22 protein-coding genes are annotated in these 22845 nt (G+C 37.8%); 7 read left to right on the top strand and 15 right to left on the bottom strand.

From position 1 onward, the window contains the following. Positions 1-9: 9 nt before the first annotated feature. From ACFIJK_RS06040 to ACFIJK_RS06030, 3 genes are all read left to right on the top strand, one after another. The gene (locus ACFIJK_RS06040) at positions 10-732 is read left to right on the top strand and encodes an ABC transporter permease (RefSeq protein ID WP_375627195.1); all 723 of its coding nucleotides are present in this window, start codon (positions 10-12) and stop codon (positions 730-732) included. Beyond that, a complete protein-coding gene (locus ACFIJK_RS06035; protein ID WP_375620077.1) occupies positions 729-1436 on the top strand; it encodes an ABC transporter permease in 708 nt (235 codons plus the stop codon). Before ACFIJK_RS06040 ends, ACFIJK_RS06035 begins: the two co-directional genes overlap by 4 nt. Positions 1437-1515: 79 nt before the next feature. Next, complete coding sequence (locus tag ACFIJK_RS06030; RefSeq protein WP_375627193.1) at positions 1516-2289, top strand: amino acid ABC transporter ATP-binding protein; 774 nt, start codon at positions 1516-1518, stop codon at positions 2287-2289. Between the two features lie 20 nt (positions 2290-2309). Here ACFIJK_RS06030 and lpxB read toward each other — a convergent pair whose 3' ends face one another. The 13 genes from lpxB to ACFIJK_RS05965 all read right to left on the bottom strand — a co-directional run bounded on the left by lpxB (position 2310) and on the right by ACFIJK_RS05965 (position 16397). Continuing rightward, on the bottom strand, positions 2310-3506 hold the full coding sequence (gene lpxB / locus ACFIJK_RS06025) for a lipid-A-disaccharide synthase (protein WP_375627191.1): 1197 nt from the start codon (positions 3504-3506) through the stop codon (positions 2310-2312). Next, complete coding sequence (locus tag ACFIJK_RS06020) at positions 3499-4371, bottom strand: LpxI family protein (RefSeq protein WP_375627189.1); 873 nt, start codon at positions 4369-4371, stop codon at positions 3499-3501. Before ACFIJK_RS06020 ends, lpxB begins: the two co-directional genes overlap by 8 nt. Before the next feature lie 2 nt (positions 4372-4373). Further along, positions 4374-5198, bottom strand: coding sequence for an acyl-ACP--UDP-N-acetylglucosamine O-acyltransferase (gene lpxA, locus ACFIJK_RS06015; protein ID WP_375627187.1), 825 nt, complete (start codon positions 5196-5198; stop codon positions 4374-4376). A 24-nt stretch (positions 5199-5222) separates the two neighbouring features. Continuing rightward, a complete protein-coding gene (gene fabZ, locus ACFIJK_RS06010; RefSeq protein WP_375627185.1) occupies positions 5223-5690 on the bottom strand; it encodes a 3-hydroxyacyl-ACP dehydratase FabZ in 468 nt (155 codons plus the stop codon). A 1-nt stretch (position 5691) separates the two neighbouring features. Next, positions 5692-6738: a UDP-3-O-(3-hydroxymyristoyl)glucosamine N-acyltransferase gene (gene lpxD / locus ACFIJK_RS06005; protein ID WP_375627183.1), complete on the bottom strand. Its 1047-nt coding sequence runs from the start codon at positions 6736-6738 to the stop codon at positions 5692-5694. Positions 6739-6803: 65 nt separating this feature from the next. Continuing rightward, positions 6804-9200 (bottom strand): outer membrane protein assembly factor BamA, encoded by a 2397-nt coding sequence (gene bamA / locus ACFIJK_RS06000; RefSeq protein WP_375627181.1) that lies wholly within the window; start codon positions 9198-9200, stop codon positions 6804-6806. Positions 9201-9403: 203 nt separating this feature from the next. Then, positions 9404-10552 (bottom strand): RIP metalloprotease, encoded by a 1149-nt coding sequence (locus tag ACFIJK_RS05995; protein WP_375627179.1) that lies wholly within the window; start codon positions 10550-10552, stop codon positions 9404-9406. Positions 10553-10567: 15 nt separating this feature from the next. Next, positions 10568-11383, bottom strand: coding sequence for a phosphatidate cytidylyltransferase (locus ACFIJK_RS05990; RefSeq protein ID WP_375626262.1), 816 nt, complete (start codon positions 11381-11383; stop codon positions 10568-10570). A 730-nt stretch (positions 11384-12113) separates the two neighbouring features. After that, positions 12114-12674, bottom strand: coding sequence for a ribosome recycling factor (frr, locus tag ACFIJK_RS05985; RefSeq protein ID WP_012755044.1), 561 nt, complete (start codon positions 12672-12674; stop codon positions 12114-12116). A 37-nt stretch (positions 12675-12711) separates the two neighbouring features. Then, entirely contained in the window at positions 12712-13431 is a 720-nt protein-coding gene (gene pyrH, locus ACFIJK_RS05980; protein ID WP_012755043.1) for a UMP kinase, read from the bottom strand. A gap of 156 nt (positions 13432-13587) precedes the next feature. Continuing rightward, complete coding sequence (gene tsf, locus ACFIJK_RS05975) at positions 13588-14511, bottom strand: translation elongation factor Ts (RefSeq protein WP_375627177.1); 924 nt, start codon at positions 14509-14511, stop codon at positions 13588-13590. Between the two features lie 102 nt (positions 14512-14613). After that, positions 14614-15393, bottom strand: coding sequence for a 30S ribosomal protein S2 (gene rpsB, locus ACFIJK_RS05970; RefSeq protein ID WP_375626266.1), 780 nt, complete (start codon positions 15391-15393; stop codon positions 14614-14616). A gap of 167 nt (positions 15394-15560) precedes the next feature. Then, positions 15561-16397 carry a cell envelope integrity EipB family protein gene (locus tag ACFIJK_RS05965; RefSeq protein WP_273788136.1) on the bottom strand — a complete coding sequence of 279 codons (837 nt, stop codon included), beginning with the start codon at positions 16395-16397 and terminating at the stop codon, positions 15561-15563. Positions 16398-16542: 145 nt separating this feature from the next. Here ACFIJK_RS05965 and ACFIJK_RS05960 point away from each other — a divergent pair, with 145 nt between their 5' ends. Next, positions 16543-17004, top strand: a complete 462-nt coding sequence (locus tag ACFIJK_RS05960; RefSeq protein ID WP_375626268.1) for a RidA family protein — start codon at positions 16543-16545, stop codon at positions 17002-17004. A gap of 133 nt (positions 17005-17137) precedes the next feature. Further along, on the top strand, positions 17138-17560 hold the full coding sequence (locus ACFIJK_RS05955; RefSeq protein WP_375626270.1) for an HIT family protein: 423 nt from the start codon (positions 17138-17140) through the stop codon (positions 17558-17560). Between the two features lie 7 nt (positions 17561-17567). On the opposite strand, the gene clpA is transcribed toward ACFIJK_RS05955, so the two are convergent. Both clpA and clpS read right to left on the bottom strand, forming a co-directional pair. After that, a complete protein-coding gene (gene clpA / locus ACFIJK_RS05950; protein ID WP_375627174.1) occupies positions 17568-19919 on the bottom strand; it encodes an ATP-dependent Clp protease ATP-binding subunit ClpA in 2352 nt (783 codons plus the stop codon). A gap of 6 nt (positions 19920-19925) precedes the next feature. Next, positions 19926-20297, bottom strand: a complete 372-nt coding sequence (gene clpS, locus ACFIJK_RS05945) for an ATP-dependent Clp protease adapter ClpS (protein WP_375627172.1) — start codon at positions 20295-20297, stop codon at positions 19926-19928. A gap of 233 nt (positions 20298-20530) precedes the next feature. Here clpS and ACFIJK_RS05940 point away from each other — a divergent pair, with 233 nt between their 5' ends. Both ACFIJK_RS05940 and ACFIJK_RS05935 read left to right on the top strand, forming a co-directional pair. After that, a complete protein-coding gene (locus ACFIJK_RS05940; protein WP_375626275.1) occupies positions 20531-21880 on the top strand; it encodes a D-alanyl-D-alanine carboxypeptidase in 1350 nt (449 codons plus the stop codon). Positions 21881-21912: 32 nt separating this feature from the next. After that, the gene (locus ACFIJK_RS05935; protein ID WP_375626277.1) at positions 21913-22191 is read left to right on the top strand and encodes a hypothetical protein; all 279 of its coding nucleotides are present in this window, start codon (positions 21913-21915) and stop codon (positions 22189-22191) included. The last annotated feature ends 654 nt before the right edge of the window (positions 22192-22845 follow it).

Below are 22845 nucleotides of genomic sequence, written 5' to 3'. Positions count from 1 at the left end.
AACACAAGAATGATTGAAAATTTAGCATTGCTATCATTTAGCAATGGTGGATGGGGAGCGGTTATACTTTCTAGTGCAGGAATGACATTGTCATTGGCATTATGTTGTGGACTTCTAGGACTTCCTCTAGGTCTTCTAAATGCAGTGATGATTCGATCCAATATTAAGATGGCCAAAGCGATGGCACGCCTCTTTTCAACGGTATTTCGTGGACTACCAGAGCTTTTAACTTTGTTTTTAGTTTACTACGGGTTACAAAGCCTTATTCAAAATGTCTTTGACTATTTTAATTTTGAAATCATGTTCAGTATCAATGCTTTTGTTGCTGGTGTTCTTGCGCTTAGTATGGTTCTTGCAGCTTTTTCTTGTGAGGTTTGGCTTGGAGCATTTAATATTTTTGATAAAGGCCAATATGAAGCGGCTAAAGCTTTAGGCCTTTCACAGTCAACCACATTTTTTCGTATTGTCTTCCCTCAGCTCATCCGAAATGCCTTGCCAGGACTTTCTAATAATTGGCTTACTTTACTGAAAGATACATCCCTTGTTTCAACCATCGCACTTATTGACCTCATGCGACAAACGAATTTAGCTGTCGCTGCTACCAATAAACCCATGCTATTTTATTTTGTAGCATGCTTACTCTATTTGTTATTTTCAGCGGTTTTTGCTGCAATCTTACGCCATTTGGAAACATACACTCAAATAGGCTATAAAAAGGTGCTACGTCAATGATTCCTGAGTGGCTTTATTTCCTTTTCAATCCTGATCTTTTAAGTCATTATGGACCAAAATTTATTAATGGCTTTATTGTTACTGTTGAGCTTGTTTCTATTTCTTGTTCTCTTGGTTTTTTTCTTGGTATGCTTATTGCTTTTGCACGTCTATCAAAAAATACATTTTTACAGTATTGTGCAAACGCTTATGTCTATTTTTTCCGTGGCTCTCCTTTATTAGCTCAACTCTTCCTTTTTTATTATGGACTTGGTTCAATGAACGACTTCTGGCAGCAAGTTGGTTTGTGGTGGTTTTTTCAAAACGCGTGGTATTGTTGTCTTTTTATTTTTACTCTCAATTCTGCTGCCTATCAATCTGAGATCTTTAAAGGAAGTTTTCTATCCGTAACAACTGGGCAACGTGAAGCATCAAAAGCTTTAGGTCTAAGTAACTCTGTCACATTTTTTAGAGTTATTCTTCCACAAGCAATGATTGTAGCATTACGCCCCCTAGGAAATGAGTTGATTTTAATGATTAAATCCAGTGCTCTTGCCTCACTTATTACTGTTTATGATTTAATGGGGGTTGCTAAACTCACTTATTCACGGACTTTCGATTTTCAAGTTTACGTTTGGGCTGCTCTTATCTATCTCTTTATCGTTGAACTCATTCATCGTTTTATTGTTTTTATCGAACAACGCCTCACTCGATATTTACGGTAAATAAAAATGATCATAAAAAACTTCACAAACAAAAATGTTGAATTAATCAAGTTATTCATCAATGAAAGAATAAAATAAGATGAATTTGAAAAGTAATAAATCGATCTCTCCCTGTAAAAACCCTGTGATCTCTATTCGAAATCTAAATAAATGGTATGGAAACTTTCAGGTCCTACATGATATCAACTTTAATGTTCAAGCTGGTGAACATATCGTTATTTGTGGACCATCGGGATCAGGAAAATCAACATTAATCCGTTGTATTAATCAATTAGAACAAGCACAAAAAGGTTCAATCTGTATCCATAATGTTGATATCCATACCGCTCCTATACAACAGCAAAAAAATGTTCTTCGTAAGATAGGAATGGTCTTTCAGAACTTTAATTTATTTCCCCACATGAGTGTTATACAAAATTGTATTTTAGCACCTATGACAGTTCAAGGACTTTCCAAACAACAAGCACAAGAACGGGCAATTCGCTACTTAACGCATGTTGGTATTGAAAAACACTGTGAAAAATATCCTTTACAACTTTCTGGTGGGCAACAGCAACGTGTTGCGATTGCCCGTGCACTTTGTATGGAACCTGAAGTCATGCTTTTTGATGAACCAACCTCTGCTCTTGATCCAGAAAGTGTGGGAGAAGTTTTAGACGTGATGGCTCGATTGGCCGATACAGGGATCACAATGCTTTGTGTTACCCATGAAATGGGCTTCGCACGTAAAGTCTCAGAAAGAATACTCTTTCTAGAAAATGGAAAAATTATTGAAGATACAGCCTCTGAAGAATTTTTTACTAATCCTAAAAGCCAACGTGCTTGTAATTTTCTTGCTAAAATTAAATATTAATTATTAACATATTGCTTTATTTATACAATTTTATTCCTGCTTTTTAAAAGAGTGATAATTGTTTGTGCGCCAACAACCCCCGATGGTACTTCAGTTTTCATTTTCTGTTCTACCATCTCAAAGGCATCGAGTTGTGCCTGTCGTATTAAAGGATTAAACAAAAGTTGTTCTACTTGTCTTGCTAACATGCCTGGGCGTAGAAATTCATCAAAATATTCCGGTACAATAGGCTTATCAGAAATAATATTGGGAAGAGCTGCACTCCATAAAATTATTTTAGGGAAAAAAAAGAATTTAGAAAAACGATCAAGTTTATAGCAAAGGACCGTTGGAATTTTAGCTAATGCTAATTCAAGCGAAACCGTTCCAGATGCTGCAAGTGCAACATCTGCTTGTGCAAAAGAACGCCATTTTGCATCTTCACCAACTACAATTTCCACTTTGCTTTTCCAGCCTTGTACAAAATCACGAATTTTATCCGCTAAACGTGGTAAGGTTGGTAAAATAATACGTAAATGAGGAATACGTTGTACAAGAATCTCTACTGTTTCTCGAAAAATAGGCATCAAAGAACGAATTTCTAAATTGCGTGATCCTGGTAAAATAACTAATGTAGGCGATGATGTTTGTGTATCGATCAAATTTCTTTGTTCTAATTGGCATTTTTTTTCTGACTGAACTATCAAAAGGGAAGGATATGTCAAAAGACGATGTCCAACATAAGTCGTGGGAGGACCACCCAAATCTTGCATAATCTTTTCTTCAAAAGGAAAAACCGCTAAAACATGGTCAACAAACTTGCGCATAGCTTTAGCGCGCTCTGGACGCCATGCCCAAACGGTTGGTGCAACATATTTAATGATAGGAATAGAAGGCGCTAAAACGCGCACCTTTTTTGCAACACGATGCGTGAAATCAGGACTATCAATAATAATGAGGCAATCAGGTTGTTCTTGTGCAATAAATTTGGATAAATTGCGAATATGTAGCAACAATGATGGTAGTTTTTTCAACACCTCCTTTAAACCTATTAAAGCAATATCATGGGAATCAAAAAAGCTTTTTAAACCTAATGCCTTTAAATGCCTCCCCCCAACACCAATCAAATGAATATCGCATCCTGTTTGTTGTGATAAACAAGAAATTAAATCGGACGCAAGTAAATCACCAGATTCCTCCCCTGAAACCACAGCAATCTTTAAAAAACAATTATTCATGACCAAACTTTTCAAATGTCTCTATAAATAGAGAATATTTGTTGGCTTTTTCTATTGTTGTTTTCACCGATAATATTAGACTTCTATTTGCCTCCACCGCAACACCAGATAAACCACTCTTTGCAATATTCATTATTGTCGCGGGCCCAATTGATGGTAAATCAACGCGATTATCCTGTTGTGGTTTTGCACATTTTACAAGAACGCCACCTTTAAGGGGAATTTGCCCTCTTTCTCGCATTTCACAAACACGCCACAACATATTATCAGTTCCCTCAGCGCCCTCCAGTGCAACCACCCTTCCTTGGACAACGACAACGGCTTGCCCGATATCTAATTGACCTAACAGCTTTGCTGCTTCTGCTGCTAAAAAAATATCTTTTTTTTCTTTTCGCGTAGCACGCCGCACTGTTAAATCAAACTCTACGGGAGCCAAAAGATCTGCGACTATCTCGTGAGCACCAACAACACGAAAACCATACGTTTCAATAATCCGTATAAAAGCTTTTAATAACGCATCATCCCCTCTCTTCAAAGCTCCGATTAACTTAGGGAGAGCTAAAAATGTTGTCCAGTCCAGTCGCAATTGTTTAAGAAGTGGGCGCTTTTTCACACCACCTGCCAAAACAACATTATAAACTCCAGCCTCTTTTAAGATTTTAACGAGTCGCGCTAACTCCACAATTGATAGCTCGCAATGCTCATAGCGATAAAGAACAGAATCTGCCTCACCACGCAAAAGAACAAGAAAAGGATTCTCTCCATTCTTCTCAAGAGCCTGCGCAACAGTAATCGGTAGAACACCATTTCCTGCTATAATAGCAGTACGGCCGGAAAGAAAACTTCTGGCTCCCCACATAGGCATTTTTAATCCTTACGTTCTTTTACTCTATCACCTTCAAATTTTGGTGTACAATAAAAACGTTTTCCTTCTTCCTTAATAAAATTAACTATATCAAGAACAGACTGAGAAGAAGAATAGAAAGAAGCAACATCACTGACACGCTCTTTAAATGGTTTGCTATGATCAAAAAGCATGGCAACCGCATGACGGAGTGCATGAATATCTTGACGCTCAAGTCCTGCACGCTTCATGCCGGTAATATTGAGGCCAGCAAGTTTTGCCTGTACCCCAACAGCTGTTCCATAGGGAATGAGATCACCAACCAATGCCGATACACCACCAATAAATGCATGATGCCCAACACGAACAAATTGATGCACAGCAGCACCCCCACCAATAATCACATAATCACCAATAATAACATGGCCAGCTATCATCACATTATTTGCGAATGTTACATGATTCCCTACATGGCAATCATGAGCAATATGCGCATAACAAAAAAATTGGCAATTATCACCAACAACTGTCATTCCTACACTCGAATCGGAACCCCTATGCATTGTTACGCCTTCACGAATCGTGCAGTTTTCACCAATCGAAAGAGTCGTAGCCCCTCCCTTATGTTTATTATTTTGCGGATCTGCTCCCAAAACTGCATGAGAAAATACTTTACTCTTGGCTCCTAACGTTGTCTTCCCCATTATCACAACATGACTCATCAAACTGCATCCATCACCAATAACAGCATCTGAACTAATATGACAAAACGGTCCAACTTGTACATTCTCACCAAGCTGCGCTCCATTCTCCACAAGAGCAGTTGGATGGATTTTCGTACCGGACATTTTTAAATTCCCATCAAATATCTTTTATTCTTGTTCGACAATCATCGCAGCAATTTCTGCTTCAGCGACGCGGACATCTTCTACTTTTGCAACGCACGAAAAACGTCTCATACCAGACCTTTTTTTCAAAAGCTGAACATGAATCTTGAGTTGATCACCAGGCATAACCGGCTTACGAAATTTCGCATTATCAACTGTCATAAGGTAAACTAAATTTGTTTGCTTATTGCCTAAATTTAAAAGTGCTATTGCTCCTGCCGTTTGTGCCATAGCTTCTAAAATCAAAACTCCAGGCATAACAGGCTTCGCGGGAAAATGTCCCGTAAAATGCGGCTCATTAATCGTTATATTTTTAATACCAATAGCTCCTTGTTCACCATCAATATCAACTATACGATCGATTAATAAAAATGGATAACGGTGCGGCAATATTGATAATAGTTTTTCAATATCGACAGCCTCTAAGTTTTTAGTCTTTTCACTGCTGATCATATCAGCGTTTCTCCTTTTTAACTTTTCCCATACTGCGCAACGTCGCTACTTCACGAAACCATTGTTTAAATGGTCGTGCTGGACTACCTCCCCATTTTTCGCCATCCGGAATGTCATTCATAACACCACTACGAGCAGCAATCTGAACACATTTACCTATTATGATGTGATCGGCTACTCCGACACCTCCGCCAAGCTGAGACATATCCCCTATCGATGTACTTCCCGCAATGCCACATTGAGCGGCAATAAGACAATAGCGGCCAATTTTTACATTGTGGGCAATTTGGACAAGATTATCAATCTTGCTTCCTTCACCAATAACAGTATCTTGAAATGTCCCACGATCAATTGTCGTGTTCGCACCAACTTCTACACCATCCTCAATAATAACGCGACCAAGCTGTGGAATTTTCTCGATTCCAGAAACGCCCCCAACATAACCAAAACCATCTTGCCCAATGCAAACACCAGGATAAAGCTGAACCTTATCACCTATTATAGAACACTGAACTGTTACCTTAGGAGCAATATAGCAGTCACATCCAATACGGCAATTTTCACCGATAACAGCTGTGGATGAAATAAGAGTTCCTGCACCAATCTCAACATTTCTACCAATAACAGCTCCCGCTTCAATACACACATCATGTGCCAACTTAGCCGTTGGATGAATATGCGCATGCGATGAAATCCCCTTGGGTCCCAACCAAGGCATTGGCTTGACAGAATCTGGAAACAAAATACGACCAATCTGAGCAAAGTCACGCTGTGGTGTGGATGTTACCAAAATTGCCATAGTTTCGGGAACTTTAAAAACAATCTCATTCGTACAAAAAACAGCAACAGCGGAACTGTCCAGTAAAGCATCAGAAAACTTCCGATGCTCTACAAAAACAAGAGAACCCTCCACAGCACTCTCAAGTGAAGAAAGAGTATTGATAACTTTATGAGAAAACTCTGGATTAAGAAGCTTTGCACCCGTCAACTCAGCAACATTTGCAACTGTCAATTGCCGGGACGGCGTAAAAAAAAATGTATCCGCCATCAAAACACTTTCTCTCCCAGCTTAAGCTATTCTCTTCAAGTTTTTCCTTCTTAAAATCGCTCAAATCAGAACTTTGTAGAAATACCAAAATTCAATTGTTGCAAACGATCACCTTCCTGCTTCGTTATTGGCCAAGCATAATCAAAACGCAAAGGACCAAACGGAGAATCCCACATCAAACTCACACCTGCGGATGAACGCCAAGCACTTTTGGTATTGGTAACAGGCGGTTCACCCTTAAAAACGGCTTTATAATTATTGCCATAAAGCGTGGCAATATCCGCAAATAAAGCACCACGCAACCCGAACCCTTCAGGCACAACAGGAATAGGAAACTGTACTTCAGCAGTCGCATTCATATATGTCGTTCCCCCCAAGAAATAAACCTCACCCTTACTGGAGACCTGACGCGGACCAATTCCATTATATTTGAACCCTCGAATCATATCAGTATTTGCTTTAAACATATCGAAAATACGAACACCGTCTCGGCCCATTCCGTGGATATAACCACCCCCAAAGGAAAGCAAACCAACAATATCCTTCTGATCAGAAAGAGTCTTGTACATCATCGCCTTACCCGTGGTCTTCAAGAACTTTGCACTTCCACCAAGCCCTGCATATTCCTGAAGAAGATGCACATACCACCCATCATGGGGGGATCTCATATCATCAATCGTATTATAGGTGAAACCATAACTAATTGATGAACGTTTCCAAGGGCTTTGTTTTGCAGCTTGAACAATTGCACCAGAATATTTCCCATATAATGCTATTACGTCACTCTCTTTGTCAAAATCATACTCTCCGCCAAAATCATATTCTTCCTGCACGTAAGAATAAGCTAAATTAGCAGATAATTGATTATTAATAGGTAACGAAAACCGCAGCGATCCACCTGTCTGTCGTACATCATAAGCTTTATCAGCACGATAAGTACTACGAAAAACATCAACACCAGCAGATAAACGATACCCTAAGAAATAAGGATCAACAAATGATAAATTATAATTACGAGATTTTTCTTGCCCTGCACCCAACCCTAAACGAACATATTGACCACGTCCCCCAAGATTACGTTCAGTAACAGAAACTTCAAGGGACATACCAGGACTCGTTCCCCCTGTTGTATACCCTCCAGAAAGAGAGAGATCTCCTGTTGAAGCTTCAACGACATCTATTACCAAAATAACTTGGTCAGATTGATCTGTGGGAACCATTGAAATATTAACAGCTTTGAAGAAACCTAAACTTTCTAGACGACGTTTTGCCCGCTGTAATAAAGTTTGATTGTAAGCATCCCCTTCGTTCAAATCAATCTCACGGCGAATGACGTAATCACGCGTTTTCTCATTGCCACGTATATCAATACGCTGAATATAAGCACGTGTACCCTGTTCAATATTATATAAAATTGAAATTGTATGATTTGCTAAATTACGATTTCCTCGCGGTTCAACTTTAGCAAAAGCATATCCCGAATCAGCAACCTTGTTATTAATAATTGCAACAGACTGTTCAATATCTTCTGCACTATAAACATCACCTGGCTGGGTTTTAAGCACCCTTTTCACAGATTGAACGTCAATTCCATCAACATCACTTTCAACCTGAATATCACTAATTTTATAGCGCACACCCTCATCAAGAACGAAAGAAATTTTATACCTATTGCTTGCTGCATCAAAAATCGCTTTAGAAGAGACTACACGAAAATCTGCATAACCACGATTATAATAAAAGCGACGTAAAGCTTCTTCATCAGCAGCGAGACGCTCTTCACTGTAAACATCACCTCCCAACAACTTCGAAAAAATTCCTGAAGTTTTTGTTGAAATCACATCACGCAAACGGCGACTTCCAAAGACACTATTTCCCTTAAAAGTGATATCACCAATCTTTGTTTTTTGCCCTTCAACAACATTAAATACCACATTAACCCGCCCTTTTCCAAGGTTAATCGTTTGAACGTTGACAGTGATATTATTACGACCAAGAGTTTTATAAGCTTCACGAATTGTATTTATATCAGCAGAAAGCTTAGCAGAATTAAAAGGCTCATTCGGTTTTAAAGAAATAAACCGCTTAAGATCTGGGTCTTTAAAAGATTTATTTCCCTGAAACAATATCTGATTGACAACCTCATATTCTTTTACGAATACAACCAATTTATCACCTACCGGATTTATTTTAACATCATAAAATAAACCCAATTCGAAAAGATTCTTCACAGCATTATCAACATCAGCACTGGAAACCCCTTGTCCAGCCTTAATCCCGATATTGTCTCGAATTGCCTGAGAACTTACAAACTTATTCCCACGAACCTCAATAGAACGGACTACAGACGCTTGTATTTCTCCAACCGCAGCAATTGACATAAAAACCGTTGCTGGGGCAATCATCCCCATTTTTAACACCAATACAGATGCTGCATTTAAAAACTTTGAATTTGTAGTCATTGGCTTTTTTACCTTACTCTTGTTCCTTGGACATGATGCCTTAAAAAGCTAACTGCCATAACAACCTCTTTACAGCGAGACTTTTCATTCCTTAATTACTCATTATAATGTACGACGCCACAACATTTTGCAGACATGGTAAACAACCTTCAATTTGTTTTCGCTATTATTACTCAATTTATAAAGCGTTTTCCATAATTTAATTAGCTAAACCAACAAAAATAATCATTAAAAAAGACAAAGATCATAAAAAGGAGAAGAATGGAAAAACCTAAACGAAAAATAATTCCCTGGATTTTAGCAGATATTTCCCTCCCAGTAATGACCTCAATGACATGCAATAAAAGATGCCCACCATCAAGCGGTAGAATCGGAAAAAGGTTAATAAGCCCAACACTTATTGAAAGAAAAGCCGCTAAATTCAACAAAGAGACAAAACCTGTCTCGCTCACTTTCCAAGCAATTTTAACGGTTTTAGAAGGTCCACTTAGCCGACAACGGTCCTCTTTTCCTCCTATTAAACGACTCATAAAAAGAACGGTTTGAGTGACGATAAACACAGTACGGTCTGACGCTTCTCTTACGGCTGTTACAAAACCATAGCGAATATGTTTTATATAAGTTGGATCTAAATGTGCAGGATTATTTAAATCAATAGGAACACCTACACCTATCATAGCACTTCGTGTTCGATTACCAAATCCATCATCTCGCTCAACGATTTTCGGAGTAATCACCGTTGTAAAGAATCGCCCCATGCGTTCTATTTTAAACTCTATGGGTTCTCTTCCGTGAAAAGCTACATAATTCATCAAATCTTCAAAACTTTCAACCCGTCGTCCATCCATTTCAACAAAACGATCACCTAATTCCAAACCGGACTGAAGAGCAGGGCTATCTTTTACCAAAGAACCAATAACGGGCTCAATGGCTACACGACCATAGATAAAGAAAAAAAATGTTAGAATAACAACAGTAAAAAGGGCATTGAAAAAAGGACCGGCAAAAACAGTTGCTGCTTTTTTCCAAGCATGCGCACTAGCAAATGAACCGTCAACAATCAGAGATGATTGGGATGATACCGTATCATTTTTTTCCTCATCCCCAACAAACTTTACATACCCTCCTACGGGGATAAGCGCTAAACGCCACTTCGTGCCATGCTTATCTGTATAACTCGCTATTTCTGGCCCAAATCCAAGCGAAAAAACTAACGCCTTAATACCACACCACCGACCAATGAGATAATGCCCAAATTCGTGCACAAAAATGATAATCATAATGATGAAAAGAATACTCAAACTTCTTAAAAGAAAATCACCCATAGTGACGATATAATTTAAAAGTCCCAAACTACCTTCTCCCAATTAGATCATACTAAAAAGATTAAAAGGTGCATCCATATCAGACATAAATGAACCAATTAAATAAAGAAGAAAAGCTGCCCCTACCAATCCATCTATACGATCCATAAAACCACCATGTCCAGGCAATAAAGAACTAGAATCTTTAACAGAAAACCGTCTTTTGAGCCATGATTGCCCTAAATCACTCAATTGTGAAACAATTGACAAAACAAGTGTAAGGAGAGGCACAAAAAAACTTGCTAAATTTATATCAAAAAATCCAAAAGCAACCCATATACCACCGAAAACTCCGACAAATGTACCACCAAGTGCTCCTGACCATGTTTTATTAGGAGAAAATTGTGGTGCTAATTTAGGTCCCCCTAATGCACGTCCGATAAAATACCCGCCAATATCTGTTCCCCACACTATCGTAAATAAGAAAATAACAACTTGGAACCCCAACATTTCATGATCCCGTAGAAAGCATAAAGCAACAACAGGAAAAGATGCATATAAAAAACCACAAAAAACCCAACCACTCTTTTTTATAGATATAATAGCCAACACCGCAGCCAAAACGATTAAAACACAAAAAATCAATGAAGCAGATACACTCAACACTAAAAAAAAGCCAAAGATCAAATAAAAGCTACTTGCTAATATTTTTTGTAAAATACACCATTTCTCTTTAGTAATACTCATCCACTCATAAAGAACAAAACCGCCAATACACCATACAAATAAAAAAAAGGAGATCCCTCCCAACCATGTTAGATACAATGCAATAAAACCAAACACAAAAGCTGTCAGAACACGATAAACCAAATTAGACAAAACAACATCCAAACAATAAAAATAGAAAATACAAGCTCTAAAATTGACGTAAGAAAAACCTCCCTACGCAATATTTTTATTTCATACTTGTATAAATTTCCCTTATAATTTATCATAAACAATTCAGTTTACCAAGATAGCGCTTATAAGACAAATAATCAATGAAAACAGCTTCGAAAATCTCCGTCAAGATTGATCCTAAAGTATTTTTTTAATATTTTCTCAAATATAAAATGAAAAAGCAGCTACCTATCCCCATATAAATTAACTAATATAGGTTTCATATAAAAACACTTCTCTATCAAATATTCGTCGTAAAAAAACGAATTACACCATATAGCATCTGCTTCATCGATTATACTCAGATGTTTTATAATGGAAAATAAGGAAAGGTTAGGCTTGTTTTTTTGTGTTATATTCTTTCCCCAACCCTCATCTTAGAATATTTAAATAATTTCTAAGAATGCTTTCATTATGCTGTTTAACAAAGACATGCTAAACTGAAAGCCCTCACCATGCTGCTCAATAGCGTCTTCCAGCAAAGGACATGATTTACCACGCAGATTAAAAAATTAAAACATCTGCCCTTTCGAATCAATCTCTCCCATATCAAAATGATAAAATACCTTCCTGCATCACACCTCGCTATCACAGAGCACACCACTTCCCTTATCTATAGAAACAATTTACAGGCTGGGAGTAAACATCCTTTTCTAACAACAAAATCGTCTTAAACGTGCATAATTTCAGATTCTTTTACGGCTAAAATTTTATCAATATCAGCAATCGTTTCATCTGTGAGTTTTTGAACTTTTTCAGACAAACTATGGGCTTCATCTTGTCCAATTTCACCATCTTTTTCTAACTTTTTCAAATTGTCCATACCATCCCGACGAACATGACGTGTAGCAACACGCGCTTGCTCTGCATAGTGATGTGCAATTTTTACAAGTTCTTTACGGCGCTCTTCATTCAACTCAGGCAAAGGAATACGTAAATTCGTACCATCAGTTATGGGATTTAAACCAAGACCAGAATCGCGAATAGCGCGCTCTACAGCTCCTACCATCGTTTTATCCCATACAGAAACAGAAAGCATCCGAGGTTCGGGAACAGAAATATTAGCAACCTGATTTATGTGCACAACAGAACCATAAGATTCAACGGTTAACGGCTCTAATAAACTGGCCGATGCACGTCCAGTCCGCAAACCACCTAATTCATGTTTAAAAGCCGTAATAGCACCATCCATGCGACGTTTCAGATCATCCATAATTGATGTAACATTCATATTTCTGTCTCCTTCAATTGTCCTTTGAAGCTTACCCTTATTCCGATACTATTGTAAAGCGTCCTGTTCCATTCAAGACCTTAGCCAAACCGCCCTTTTCATGAATGGAATACACAATAATCGGTACATTGTTCTCACGTGCTAAAGTAACCGCCGTTGAATCCATAACAGATAATCCCCATTGTAACACTTCAACATGTGTTAATTGGTCAAAACGTTTAGCCGTAGGGTCTATCTTTGGATCTGCTGAATAAATACCATCAACTTGTGTTCCTTTAAGAAGGACATCCGCACCAATCTCAGCTGCACGCAAAGTAGCAGCAGAATCAGTGGTAAAAAATGGATTTCCTGTACCGCCCGCAAAAATAACAACTTTTCCCTGATTCATATAAGCTATTGCTTTACGTTGCGAAAAACTTTCACAAATTTGTGGCATAGCAATCGCAGAGAGTACAACAGTTTCAACCCCTAATTTTGTCAAAGATGTTCGCAATGCTAAAGAGTTGATAGCAGTTGCAAGCATTCCCATATGATCCCCTGTCACTCGGTCTCCACCATGTGAAGCAACAGCAACGCCACGAAAAATATTTCCCCCACCGATAACAACTGCAACTTCTATCCCCATTGTGCGCACTTCTGCAATATCAGCGGCAATACGGTCTACAACAGAAACATCAATGCCAAAACTCTGCCCCCCCATAAGAGCTTCACCAGAAGCCTTTAAAAGAATACGTTTATACGGAAGTGCTAATGCCATTAATAATCTCCCCAAAAGCACATTTACTTTTTGCTTTTGACATCACGAAGGGCATCACTTTTTCACGTGACGCCCTCTCAACAATTATATTGTTTCCATCAGAGATTCTACAACCAACAATATGATTTTAAATCTCTAACCAAGAGTTTGCAATAACTAGCCTTTTACAGCAGCAGCAACCTCTGCAGCAAAATCAGACTCCTCTTTTTCCACACCTTCACCCAATGCAAAACGAATAAAGCCTGTAATTTTTGCTGGTGCACCAATTGATTTCTCAGCATCCTTTAAAGCTGCCTCAACAGTCATATCAGGATTCATAACGAAAGCTTGAGAAAGCAAAACAACCTCTTCAAAAAACTTACGCATACGTCCTTCTACCATTTTTTCAATGATATTTTCAGGCTTTCCAGACTGACGTGCTTGATCTGAAAAAATTGCTTTTTCACGCTCAACAGCAGCAGCATCAACATCTTGTGCTGTAAGTGCTAAGGGATTGGTTGCCGCAATATGCATTGCAACTTGCCGACCAAAAGCAAGAGCAGCCTCTTTATTTCCTGTTGTTTCAATCGCAACCAAAACACCAAGCTTACCAAGACCATCAGCTACACTATTGTGTATATAAGTCGCAACAACACCATTCTCAACAGACAATTTAGCGGAACGACGAAATGTCATATTTTCGCCAATTGTACCAATTGCATCTTTAATCGTAAGCTCTACAGTTTTCTCAGAACCGGGATAAAGAGAAACAGAAACAGATTCAACATCACCTGGCGTATCCAAAGCAGCAATTGCTATATTGCGCACGATGTCTTGGAATCCGGCATTGCGTGCAACAAAATCTGTTTCAGAATTAACCTCAACCAAAACCGCATTTAAATCTTTTGATACGACTCCGATTAATCCTTCAGCCGCTGTACGACCAGCCTTTTTATCTGCTTTAGCTATTCCTTTTTTACGAAGCCAATCAACAGCAGCTTCCATATCACCACTGGTTTCAGCTAGAGCGGCTTTACAGTCCATCATACCAGCGCCAGATAGTTCTCGAAGTTCTTTTACTTGTGCAGCAGTAATGCTCATATTTGCCTCTTTATTTTGTAATAGTGAAAGCGTGCACCCCCCCTCTGCACGCCTATAACTTCTTCTTTAGACAATAAAAGTACCTTAATTAGGCGTTTTATATTATTCAGAAACTTCTGAAACCGCATTTTCTTTCAAAATAGGCTCCACAGGCGCATCAACTTGAGCTCCCAAATCAATACCCATTGCTCCTTGCTGGCGTGCAATACCATCAAGGGCAGCACGAGCAAAAAGATCGCAATAAAGAGAAATTGCACGCGAAGCATCATCATTACCTGGTATCGGATGCGTTACGTCATCAGGATCGCAATTGGTATCAATAATAGCAATCACTGGAATACCTAAACGTTTTGCTTCTTGAAGGGCAATATTTTCTTTATTCGTATCGATGACAAATATAAGATCTGGAACAGATCCCATATCTTTAATACCACCAAGCGCACGATTAAGCTTTTCACGATCACGTTCAAGATTTAAACGTTCTTTTTTGGTAAAACCTTGCGCCTCAGCAGCAAGAATTTTGTCAAGCTTTCGCAAACGATGTATCGAATTGGAAATCGTTTTCCAGTTTGTGAGCATGCCACCAAGCCAACGTGCATTAACGTAATACTGGGCAGAACGATTCGCCGCATCAGCGATAATGTCAGATGCTTGCCTTTTCGTACCAACAAAGAGAATACGACCACCACGCGCAACAGTATCTGAAACAAGTTTAAGCGCTTGGTGTAAAAGCGGAACGGTCTGAGCAAGGTCAATAATATGGATATTATTACGCTGACCATAGATATAGGGAGTCATTTTGGGATTCCAACGATGAGTCTGGTGACCAAAATGCACACCTGCTTCTAAAAGCTGGTGCATAGTAAAATCGGGTAGTGCCATAAATCTTATCCTTTCCGGTTCAACCTCCGCGGAAAAAGCAGGAAAACCTACTACCGGCGGATGCTTGCTAGAATTTTCTCACAAATTATTTGCAAACACCCAAACTCCGCGTGTGGAATAGTGCAAACATACTAATATTTGATTCTTTTTCAAGTCATTTTCTTTAATCATTTAATATTTGCATTTTCACATTGATTAAGATCTTTTCCAAGTTCCAAGAATTCGAGACTGTTCAATTTTGCACGCACTGAAAAAGTTCCATAATCTATATGAAGATCACGCATGATACCATTCTCATGTAAGAGAAAACTGCTACGATAAACCGGCAAACCATCTTTATTTTCTCCATCATCAAAATAAGAAATTGTAACAGGCCAATATTCGTCTTCATCCAATTTTCTCACTTTTTCCGTTTCGCTATCAGATAAAAGCGCCTTCTTTTCCCCTATGACGATACTTTCTTTTATAACTTTATCTGCTTTATTTGTCCCATCAAATACAGTAACATTGTAAAAATGATGCCCTGCTTTTGCATGGCGGATAATATTTTTTAGTTGCATCATTGGAAATTCAGCCATTGCAAGCTTATACTCTTTTTCCTTTGGCTTTTTTAAGGTAACTGTAATACCATCTTGAGTACGCTCCGCGACCCCCTCAGCACGATGCGCAACCTCTTCTCCCTCTTGATCTGTAATATTAAAACGAAATGTACGGCTGTCTCCTGTTTCATAACTCGTCGTCTGTTGATCCGTTAAACGTACCGGCATATCTTCAATGTGAACACGACTAATAAAACGAAAACGTGTGCTATAGCCTTGGCATGCCGAACCAGTAAGCTCGTAAACCATTCGCCCTGACATCGCAGAAATTGTCATGTCATGAGAAACGCTATCGAGATGAAAATCATAAATTGCTCGATGAGGCACAATAAAAATAGGCTCTTCAGCTCTCGCTGTACATAAAAAAACAATATATAAAATTATTATAAATAATGATCTAATCATTCCCAAATTCCAAACTTTATCCCCGTTGCATAACATCATACAATAAGGCAAAAAAGGCTAATTTCTCAATTAACCACACATTTCCTTAAATCAAAAAATAGATTATACAATGAATGTATTATAGAGCAGCTATGGAGTTTAAATTATGACCAATATGATTGAAAAAAACTTAGAGGAATTCGGAATCACTCTTCCTGAAGTAATCTCCCCCCTTGCCAATTACATCACCACTTCACAAAGTGGCAATCAACTCTTTATTTCTGGACAACTCCCTCTTATTAATGGAAAACCAATAGCCATCGGTAAAGTTGGTGCAACTGTGAATACCGAACAAGCCCAAAAAGCATCCGAAGCTTGCGCTCTCAATATTCTCGCTCAACTCAAGGCAACTCTAGGTGACTTAAATAAAATAAAACGTGTGGTAAAAATTACTGTTTTTGTGGCTGTAGATTCTCATTTTACCGATATTCCTTTTGTTGCCAATGGAGCTTCTAATTTATTTGTCAATATTCTTGGTGACATTGGAAAACACGCCCGTTCTGCTATTGGTGTTGCCTCTCTTCCTATGGATGTTCCTGTAGAAGTTGAAGCCATCATAGAAATCTAAGCCTTCATTAAGACAGAGCCCCATCCTAAATATAACTAAAGTCAAAATACTTCTTTGTCTTACACTCTGATAAACTTTGCATTTTTTCGTTTTTAATTAAAATCTTAAACTTATAATAAAAGGAAATATTTGTATGAAACAAGCTTATGACAATAACAATATTTTTGCTAAATTGATTCGCAATGAAATCCCTTCTGTTCGTGTCTACGAAGATGATGATGTTATTGGATTTATGGATATCATGCCACAGGCACCAGGTCATACGCTGGTCATTCCTAAAAAAGGCTCTAGAAACTTACTTGATGCGGATACTGAAACATTATTTCCCGTTATTAAAGCTGTTCAAAAAATTGCAAATGCCGTCAAAAAAGCCTTTCAAGCAGATGGCATAACTGTCATGCAATTTAATGAATCAGCTAGTCAACAAACCGTTTATCACCTCCATTTTCATATTATACCACGTATGGAGGGAATAGAACTTACCCCTCATAATAATATGATAACGCCTACAGAAATACTTGAAGAGAATGCAAAAAAAATCCGTGCAGCCTTATAACACACTCTTAAGTTGTTGTGCTTTTTTTTCCTACACGTTTTTTTGTAAAATTTTCCATTTTACTTTTCTTTGAACTTGCAGATATATCGGAAGATGAAATTTCCAACTGTAAGCTTTCTTTTTTGCAATTTGATTTTTGTGTCAATACGCGAACAATGCCACCGTTGCGTAACTTTCCAAATAAAATTTCATCAGCTAATGGCTTTTTAATATATTCTTGTATAACACGCCCTAATGGGCGTGCTCCCATCTGAGAATCATATCCTTGATTGGAAAGCCATAAAGTTGCAGAAGGGCTTAATTCAAAACAAATTCCCCGATCAGCTAATTGTGCTTCAAGCTGAAAAATAAATTTTTGCACTATCTGATTGATGATTAAATGAGATAAAGGGGCAAACGGAATAATTGCATCTAACCGATTACGAAACTCTGGTGTAAATAACCGATTGATTGCTTCTATATCCTCACCATCACGATGTACCTTCCCAAATCCAATAGCTGATTTTGCCATATCTGAAGCACCAGCATTGGTTGTCATAATCAAAATAACATTGCGGAAATCAATTTTCTTACCATTATGATCTGTTAATCTACCATAATCCATTACCTGCAATAAAATATTAAATAACTCTGGATGTGCTTTCTCAATCTCATCTAGCAATAGGACTGCGTGAGGCTTCTGATCAACAGCATCTGTAAGAAGACCTCCTTGATCAAACCCTATATAACCTGGAGGAGCTCCGATTAAACGTGCTACCGTATGCCGTTCCATATATTCTGACATATCAAAACGCAATAATTCAATGCCTAAAGATGATGCAAGCTGTTTTGCAACTTCAGTTTTTCCTACACCTGTTGGTCCTGAAAATAAATAACTTCCTATTGGTTTATCCGGTTCGCGTAAACCTGCTCGCGCCAATTTTATGGATGAAACTAAGACGGAAATTGCCTGATCTTGCCCATAAACAACATGTTTGAGTTCTCTTTCAAGCTTACTCAATATCTTCTGATCATTCCGAGAAACTGTTTTTGGTGGAATTCTTGCAATTGTAGCAACAGTAGCCTCAATTTCTTTAACACCTATACTCTTCTTGCGTTGTTTTTGTGGCAAAAGCTTTTGCGCTGCGCCACTTTCATCAATAATATCAATTGCTTTGTCAGGTAACCTACGGTCAATTATATAACGTGAAGATAATTCTACAGATGCCTTCATCGCCTGATCTGTATATTTAATCTGATGAAAATCTTCAAAGTAAGGCTTCATCCCCTGCAAAATCTTAATCGCATCTGTAACAGAAGGTTCATTAATATCAATCTTCTGAAAACGACGCTCTAAAGCACGATCTTGTTCAAAGAATTTGCGATATTCTCTGTAAGTCGTCGAACCAATACATCGCATAGTTCCAGAAGATAATACAGGTTTTAAAAGATTTGCTGCATCCATATTTCCCCCTAATGTCGCTCCTGCTCCAATTAAGGTATGAATTTCATCAATAAATAAAATAGCATCTGGATACAGCTCAAACTCTTTAATAACTTGCTTTAAGCGTTCTTCAAAATCACCGCGATAACGTGTACCAGCAACAAGCCCCCCCATATCAAGAGAAAATATTGTTGCATTTGATAAAACTTCAGGCACTTGCGCATCAACAATGCGCTTTGCCAATCCCTCAATTATAGCGGTTTTCCCCACTCCAGGATCACCAACCAAAAGCGGATTGTTTTTTGACCTTCGACATAAAATCTGAATCATGCGTGAAATTTCTATTTCACGGCCAATTAATAAATCAATTTTTCCATTAAGTGCTTTACAATTGAGATCAACACAATAATTCGTTAAAGCACTTGTTCCTCTTTCATCATTATCCGAAATCTGCTGATCTAATTGCTCTTCAAGTCCTTCAAGTAACATGGATAACCCATCATCACGCGTGATACCATGCGAAATAAAACGTACAGCATCATAGCGTGTCATGCCCATTTCTTGAAGAAAATATGCTGCATGGCTTTCACGTTCAGAAAAAATTGCAACAAGAACATTTGCCCCCGATACTTCATCTTTTCCAGCTGATTGTGCATGAATCACCGCACGTTGGATAACACGCTGGAAAAAAGCTGTAGGCTTAGTATCCTCATCAGCTCTAATATGTTCATCTAACTCTGAGCGAAGATAATTGGTTAAGCGCTCTCGTAATTCCTCCACATCTACTTGGCAAGCCTGAATAACGGAATTTGCATCAGCATCATCTAACAGCGCAAGTAGAAGATGCTCTAATGTTGCGTATTCATGCTGTGCCTGAGTAGCAATTGTTAATGCACGATGCAAAACCTCTTCAAGACTAGGTGTAAAAGATGGCATAATTCCTCACTTCCATTCCATTACACATTGTAACGGATGTTCATTTTGACGCGCACATTCCCTCACTTGTAATATTTTCATTTCAGCGACTTCATAAGTATAAGTTCCACATTCTCCTATCCCACTGTGATGAACATTTAACATTATTCGCGTTGCCTCTTCGAAACTTTTTTTAAAAAAGCTCTTCAAAACGAAAACAACAAAATCCATAGGTGTGTAATCATCATTAAGCAAAAAAACTCGACATAATTTAGGTTTTTCGAGTTTTGCTCTAGCCTTAAGCGTTATAACCGCACCATGCCTAATTTCATCCCAATTCTTGCCCTTTTCATTATGCATAATATGAGCTGTAGAGTTTATTATAAGCATCTGTCCCATTATCGTTTTCCATGCAGCACATTTTTATCAATTTTAAATTCTTTCATAATTATTGCAATACCTGTATGTGTTAGAAAGAGATTCCCTCTATGGTTAGACTTCAATCACTCACTTATAAAATAACTTCTGTAAACAAATTAGTAATACCATTCGTCTAAACTGCATCAACAAATTACAGAAAAGGAAGCTTTATAGAAGTTTTTTAGGATAAATGGAGAAATAGGATACTGCAAGTGTATATTAATTATCAAAAAATTATGCGCTACTGTAAAACAATAGCAATTTCTTTTGTTGTGTTAGCTTTTTCTTACTGTTGGGCATCAGCCACACCTCAAGGAGCCTATCCTGATAAGTATGCGGCTATTGTTATAGATGCTACTACGGGAAAAACTCTATTTCAAGCCAATGCAACACTGAAACGTTATCCTGCTTCTTTAACAAAGATGATGACATTGTACTTACTCTTTGAAGCTATGCAGATGCGTCGTGTGACACCAAATACACCAATTCCTGTTTCACATTATGCAGCAATGCGTCCACCGACAAAAATTGGCTTTAAAGCAGGCCAAACAATTTCTGCAGAATCAGCAGCTAAAGCACTCATTACAAGATCCGCAAATGATGTTGCTGCTGCCATTGCAGAATATCTTGGAGGTAGTGAAAAAAAATTCGCTCAAATGATGACAGTAAAAGCTCGTAAACTTGGCATGAAACATACACATTTCGCGAATGCTTCAGGGCTTCCGGATGTGCACAATTATTCTACAGCACGAGATATAGCGACTTTGTCATTAGCTTTACGTAAACATTTTCCAAAACAATATAAATTGTTCAAAACAAAAAGTTTTAATTTCCGTGGACATAAAATTAACAGCCACAATAAACTCGTTAAAATAATGAAAGGTGTCGATGGAATTAAAACAGGATACACACAAATGTCAGGTTCTAATTTAGCAACTTCAATGCGTCTCGATGGGCGCTCTGTTGTCGCTGTTGTTCTGGGAGGTAAATCGTCTACTGCACGTGACGAGCATATGGCTAGCCTATTGAACCAATATTTGCCCAAAGCAAGCCAAATGAAAAGTGGTGAACGTTTAATGGCTTCTGTACGCTATCACTTACCGACTGGTGCCAATACTCCTATACCGACCATTAAAGCTGATTCAAGTAATTTTGACGATGAAATTTCGACTATGTTGACAGCATTTGCAGAACAACCTAAAAACTCCAATATCGCAATAACGGCTGTAAATAAAGTAATTATACCAATACCAAACCCTCAAAAAACTATACCGGTTGAGACTCATAAAATTGTAACAGCCTCTTTGTCCACAAATGCCGGATGGGCTATCCAAATTGGTTCTCTTCCTAGTGAAGAACAAGCGAAAACTTTACTTTTAAAAGCAAAAAATATAGCTTTTTCTACTTTAAAGCACGCATCTTCGCACATGCAACTGTTTGAAAAAAGTGGGCAGCGTTATTATCGAGCGCGCTTTACAGGGTTTCAATCAAAAAAAGCTGCATTTGATGCTTGCTCTACATTAAAGAAAGCAAATTTTAACTGCTATACTGTAGCCTACTAAAAATTTTTGAATTCTGCGTTAAGGATAGTATTATGACAGATAATGCTTTTGCTTCATTCCATAAAAAAGAAATTTTATTGAAGCAATCATCCCTCCTTTCATTGCGTTCTCTTCACGATGCTGCCGCAAAACTTACTGGTTTAAAATATAATTCGACTGCATTAGATACACAATCTCTTGTTAACCTTCTCATTTGCCAAACAATACGCAACCGTCGTCTCATAATGCCTCCTGTACGCATTCATTTACGCGTTGCTAGCCAAACTGGTAATGTGCCTATTAAAATCCGTCTAGGAGCAACAAATATTTAATTTTACAGACCATCTCTAAAAAATTATTTTATTATTAACCATTATCTACAGCCTTAGCCCCCCTTTGATAAAGATACTTTTTTCTTAAATTATGGAATTGTGCTGAAAGCTTTTCCAACTATCCAGTACCTCCAAGCTTTCAATAAAACCATTATTAAGGACATAAAAAACACCCAATATTTTTGCACTTTTGGATTTAATATAAAAATTATCCTTGATATCTTTTTGGAAAAAATAAATAGCTTTATTGGATGAAAGCTTATCATTTTAGGAGTTGTTGTAAAAGTTCAATAAAGGAAGTCCCTCTTAATAACGCTCCCCCCTACAACATAAACGCTGTAAAAAATAATCTAACTCCTCTTACTTTTATTTCTTTCGACAGACAAAGCAAACTGGAAAATACAAATACTATCGATGAAAAAACGTAAAAGAAATTATCAGATTAAATATCATTTTAACGATTTCCATAAGATTTTAATTTATAATTTATTTTTTGCATATTGAATAAGAGGTTTTCGTAAAATTCTCTTATTTTTCTTCTTATATTGAATCAGTCAAAATCGTTCGCTTGCTCATCACGAGCAAGATTGGCATTAAACTATTAAAAAAAAGGATGATAGTGCTGCTTTTCTCCCTCTATAAATAAAGATGCTA

This window comes from Bartonella sp. PS17NMGDW (assembly GCF_042193555.1).
In the GTDB taxonomy this organism is placed as follows: Bacteria; Pseudomonadota; Alphaproteobacteria; order Rhizobiales; family Rhizobiaceae; genus Bartonella; species Bartonella grahamii.
This window is presented reverse-complemented; position numbering and strand designations above follow the sequence as displayed.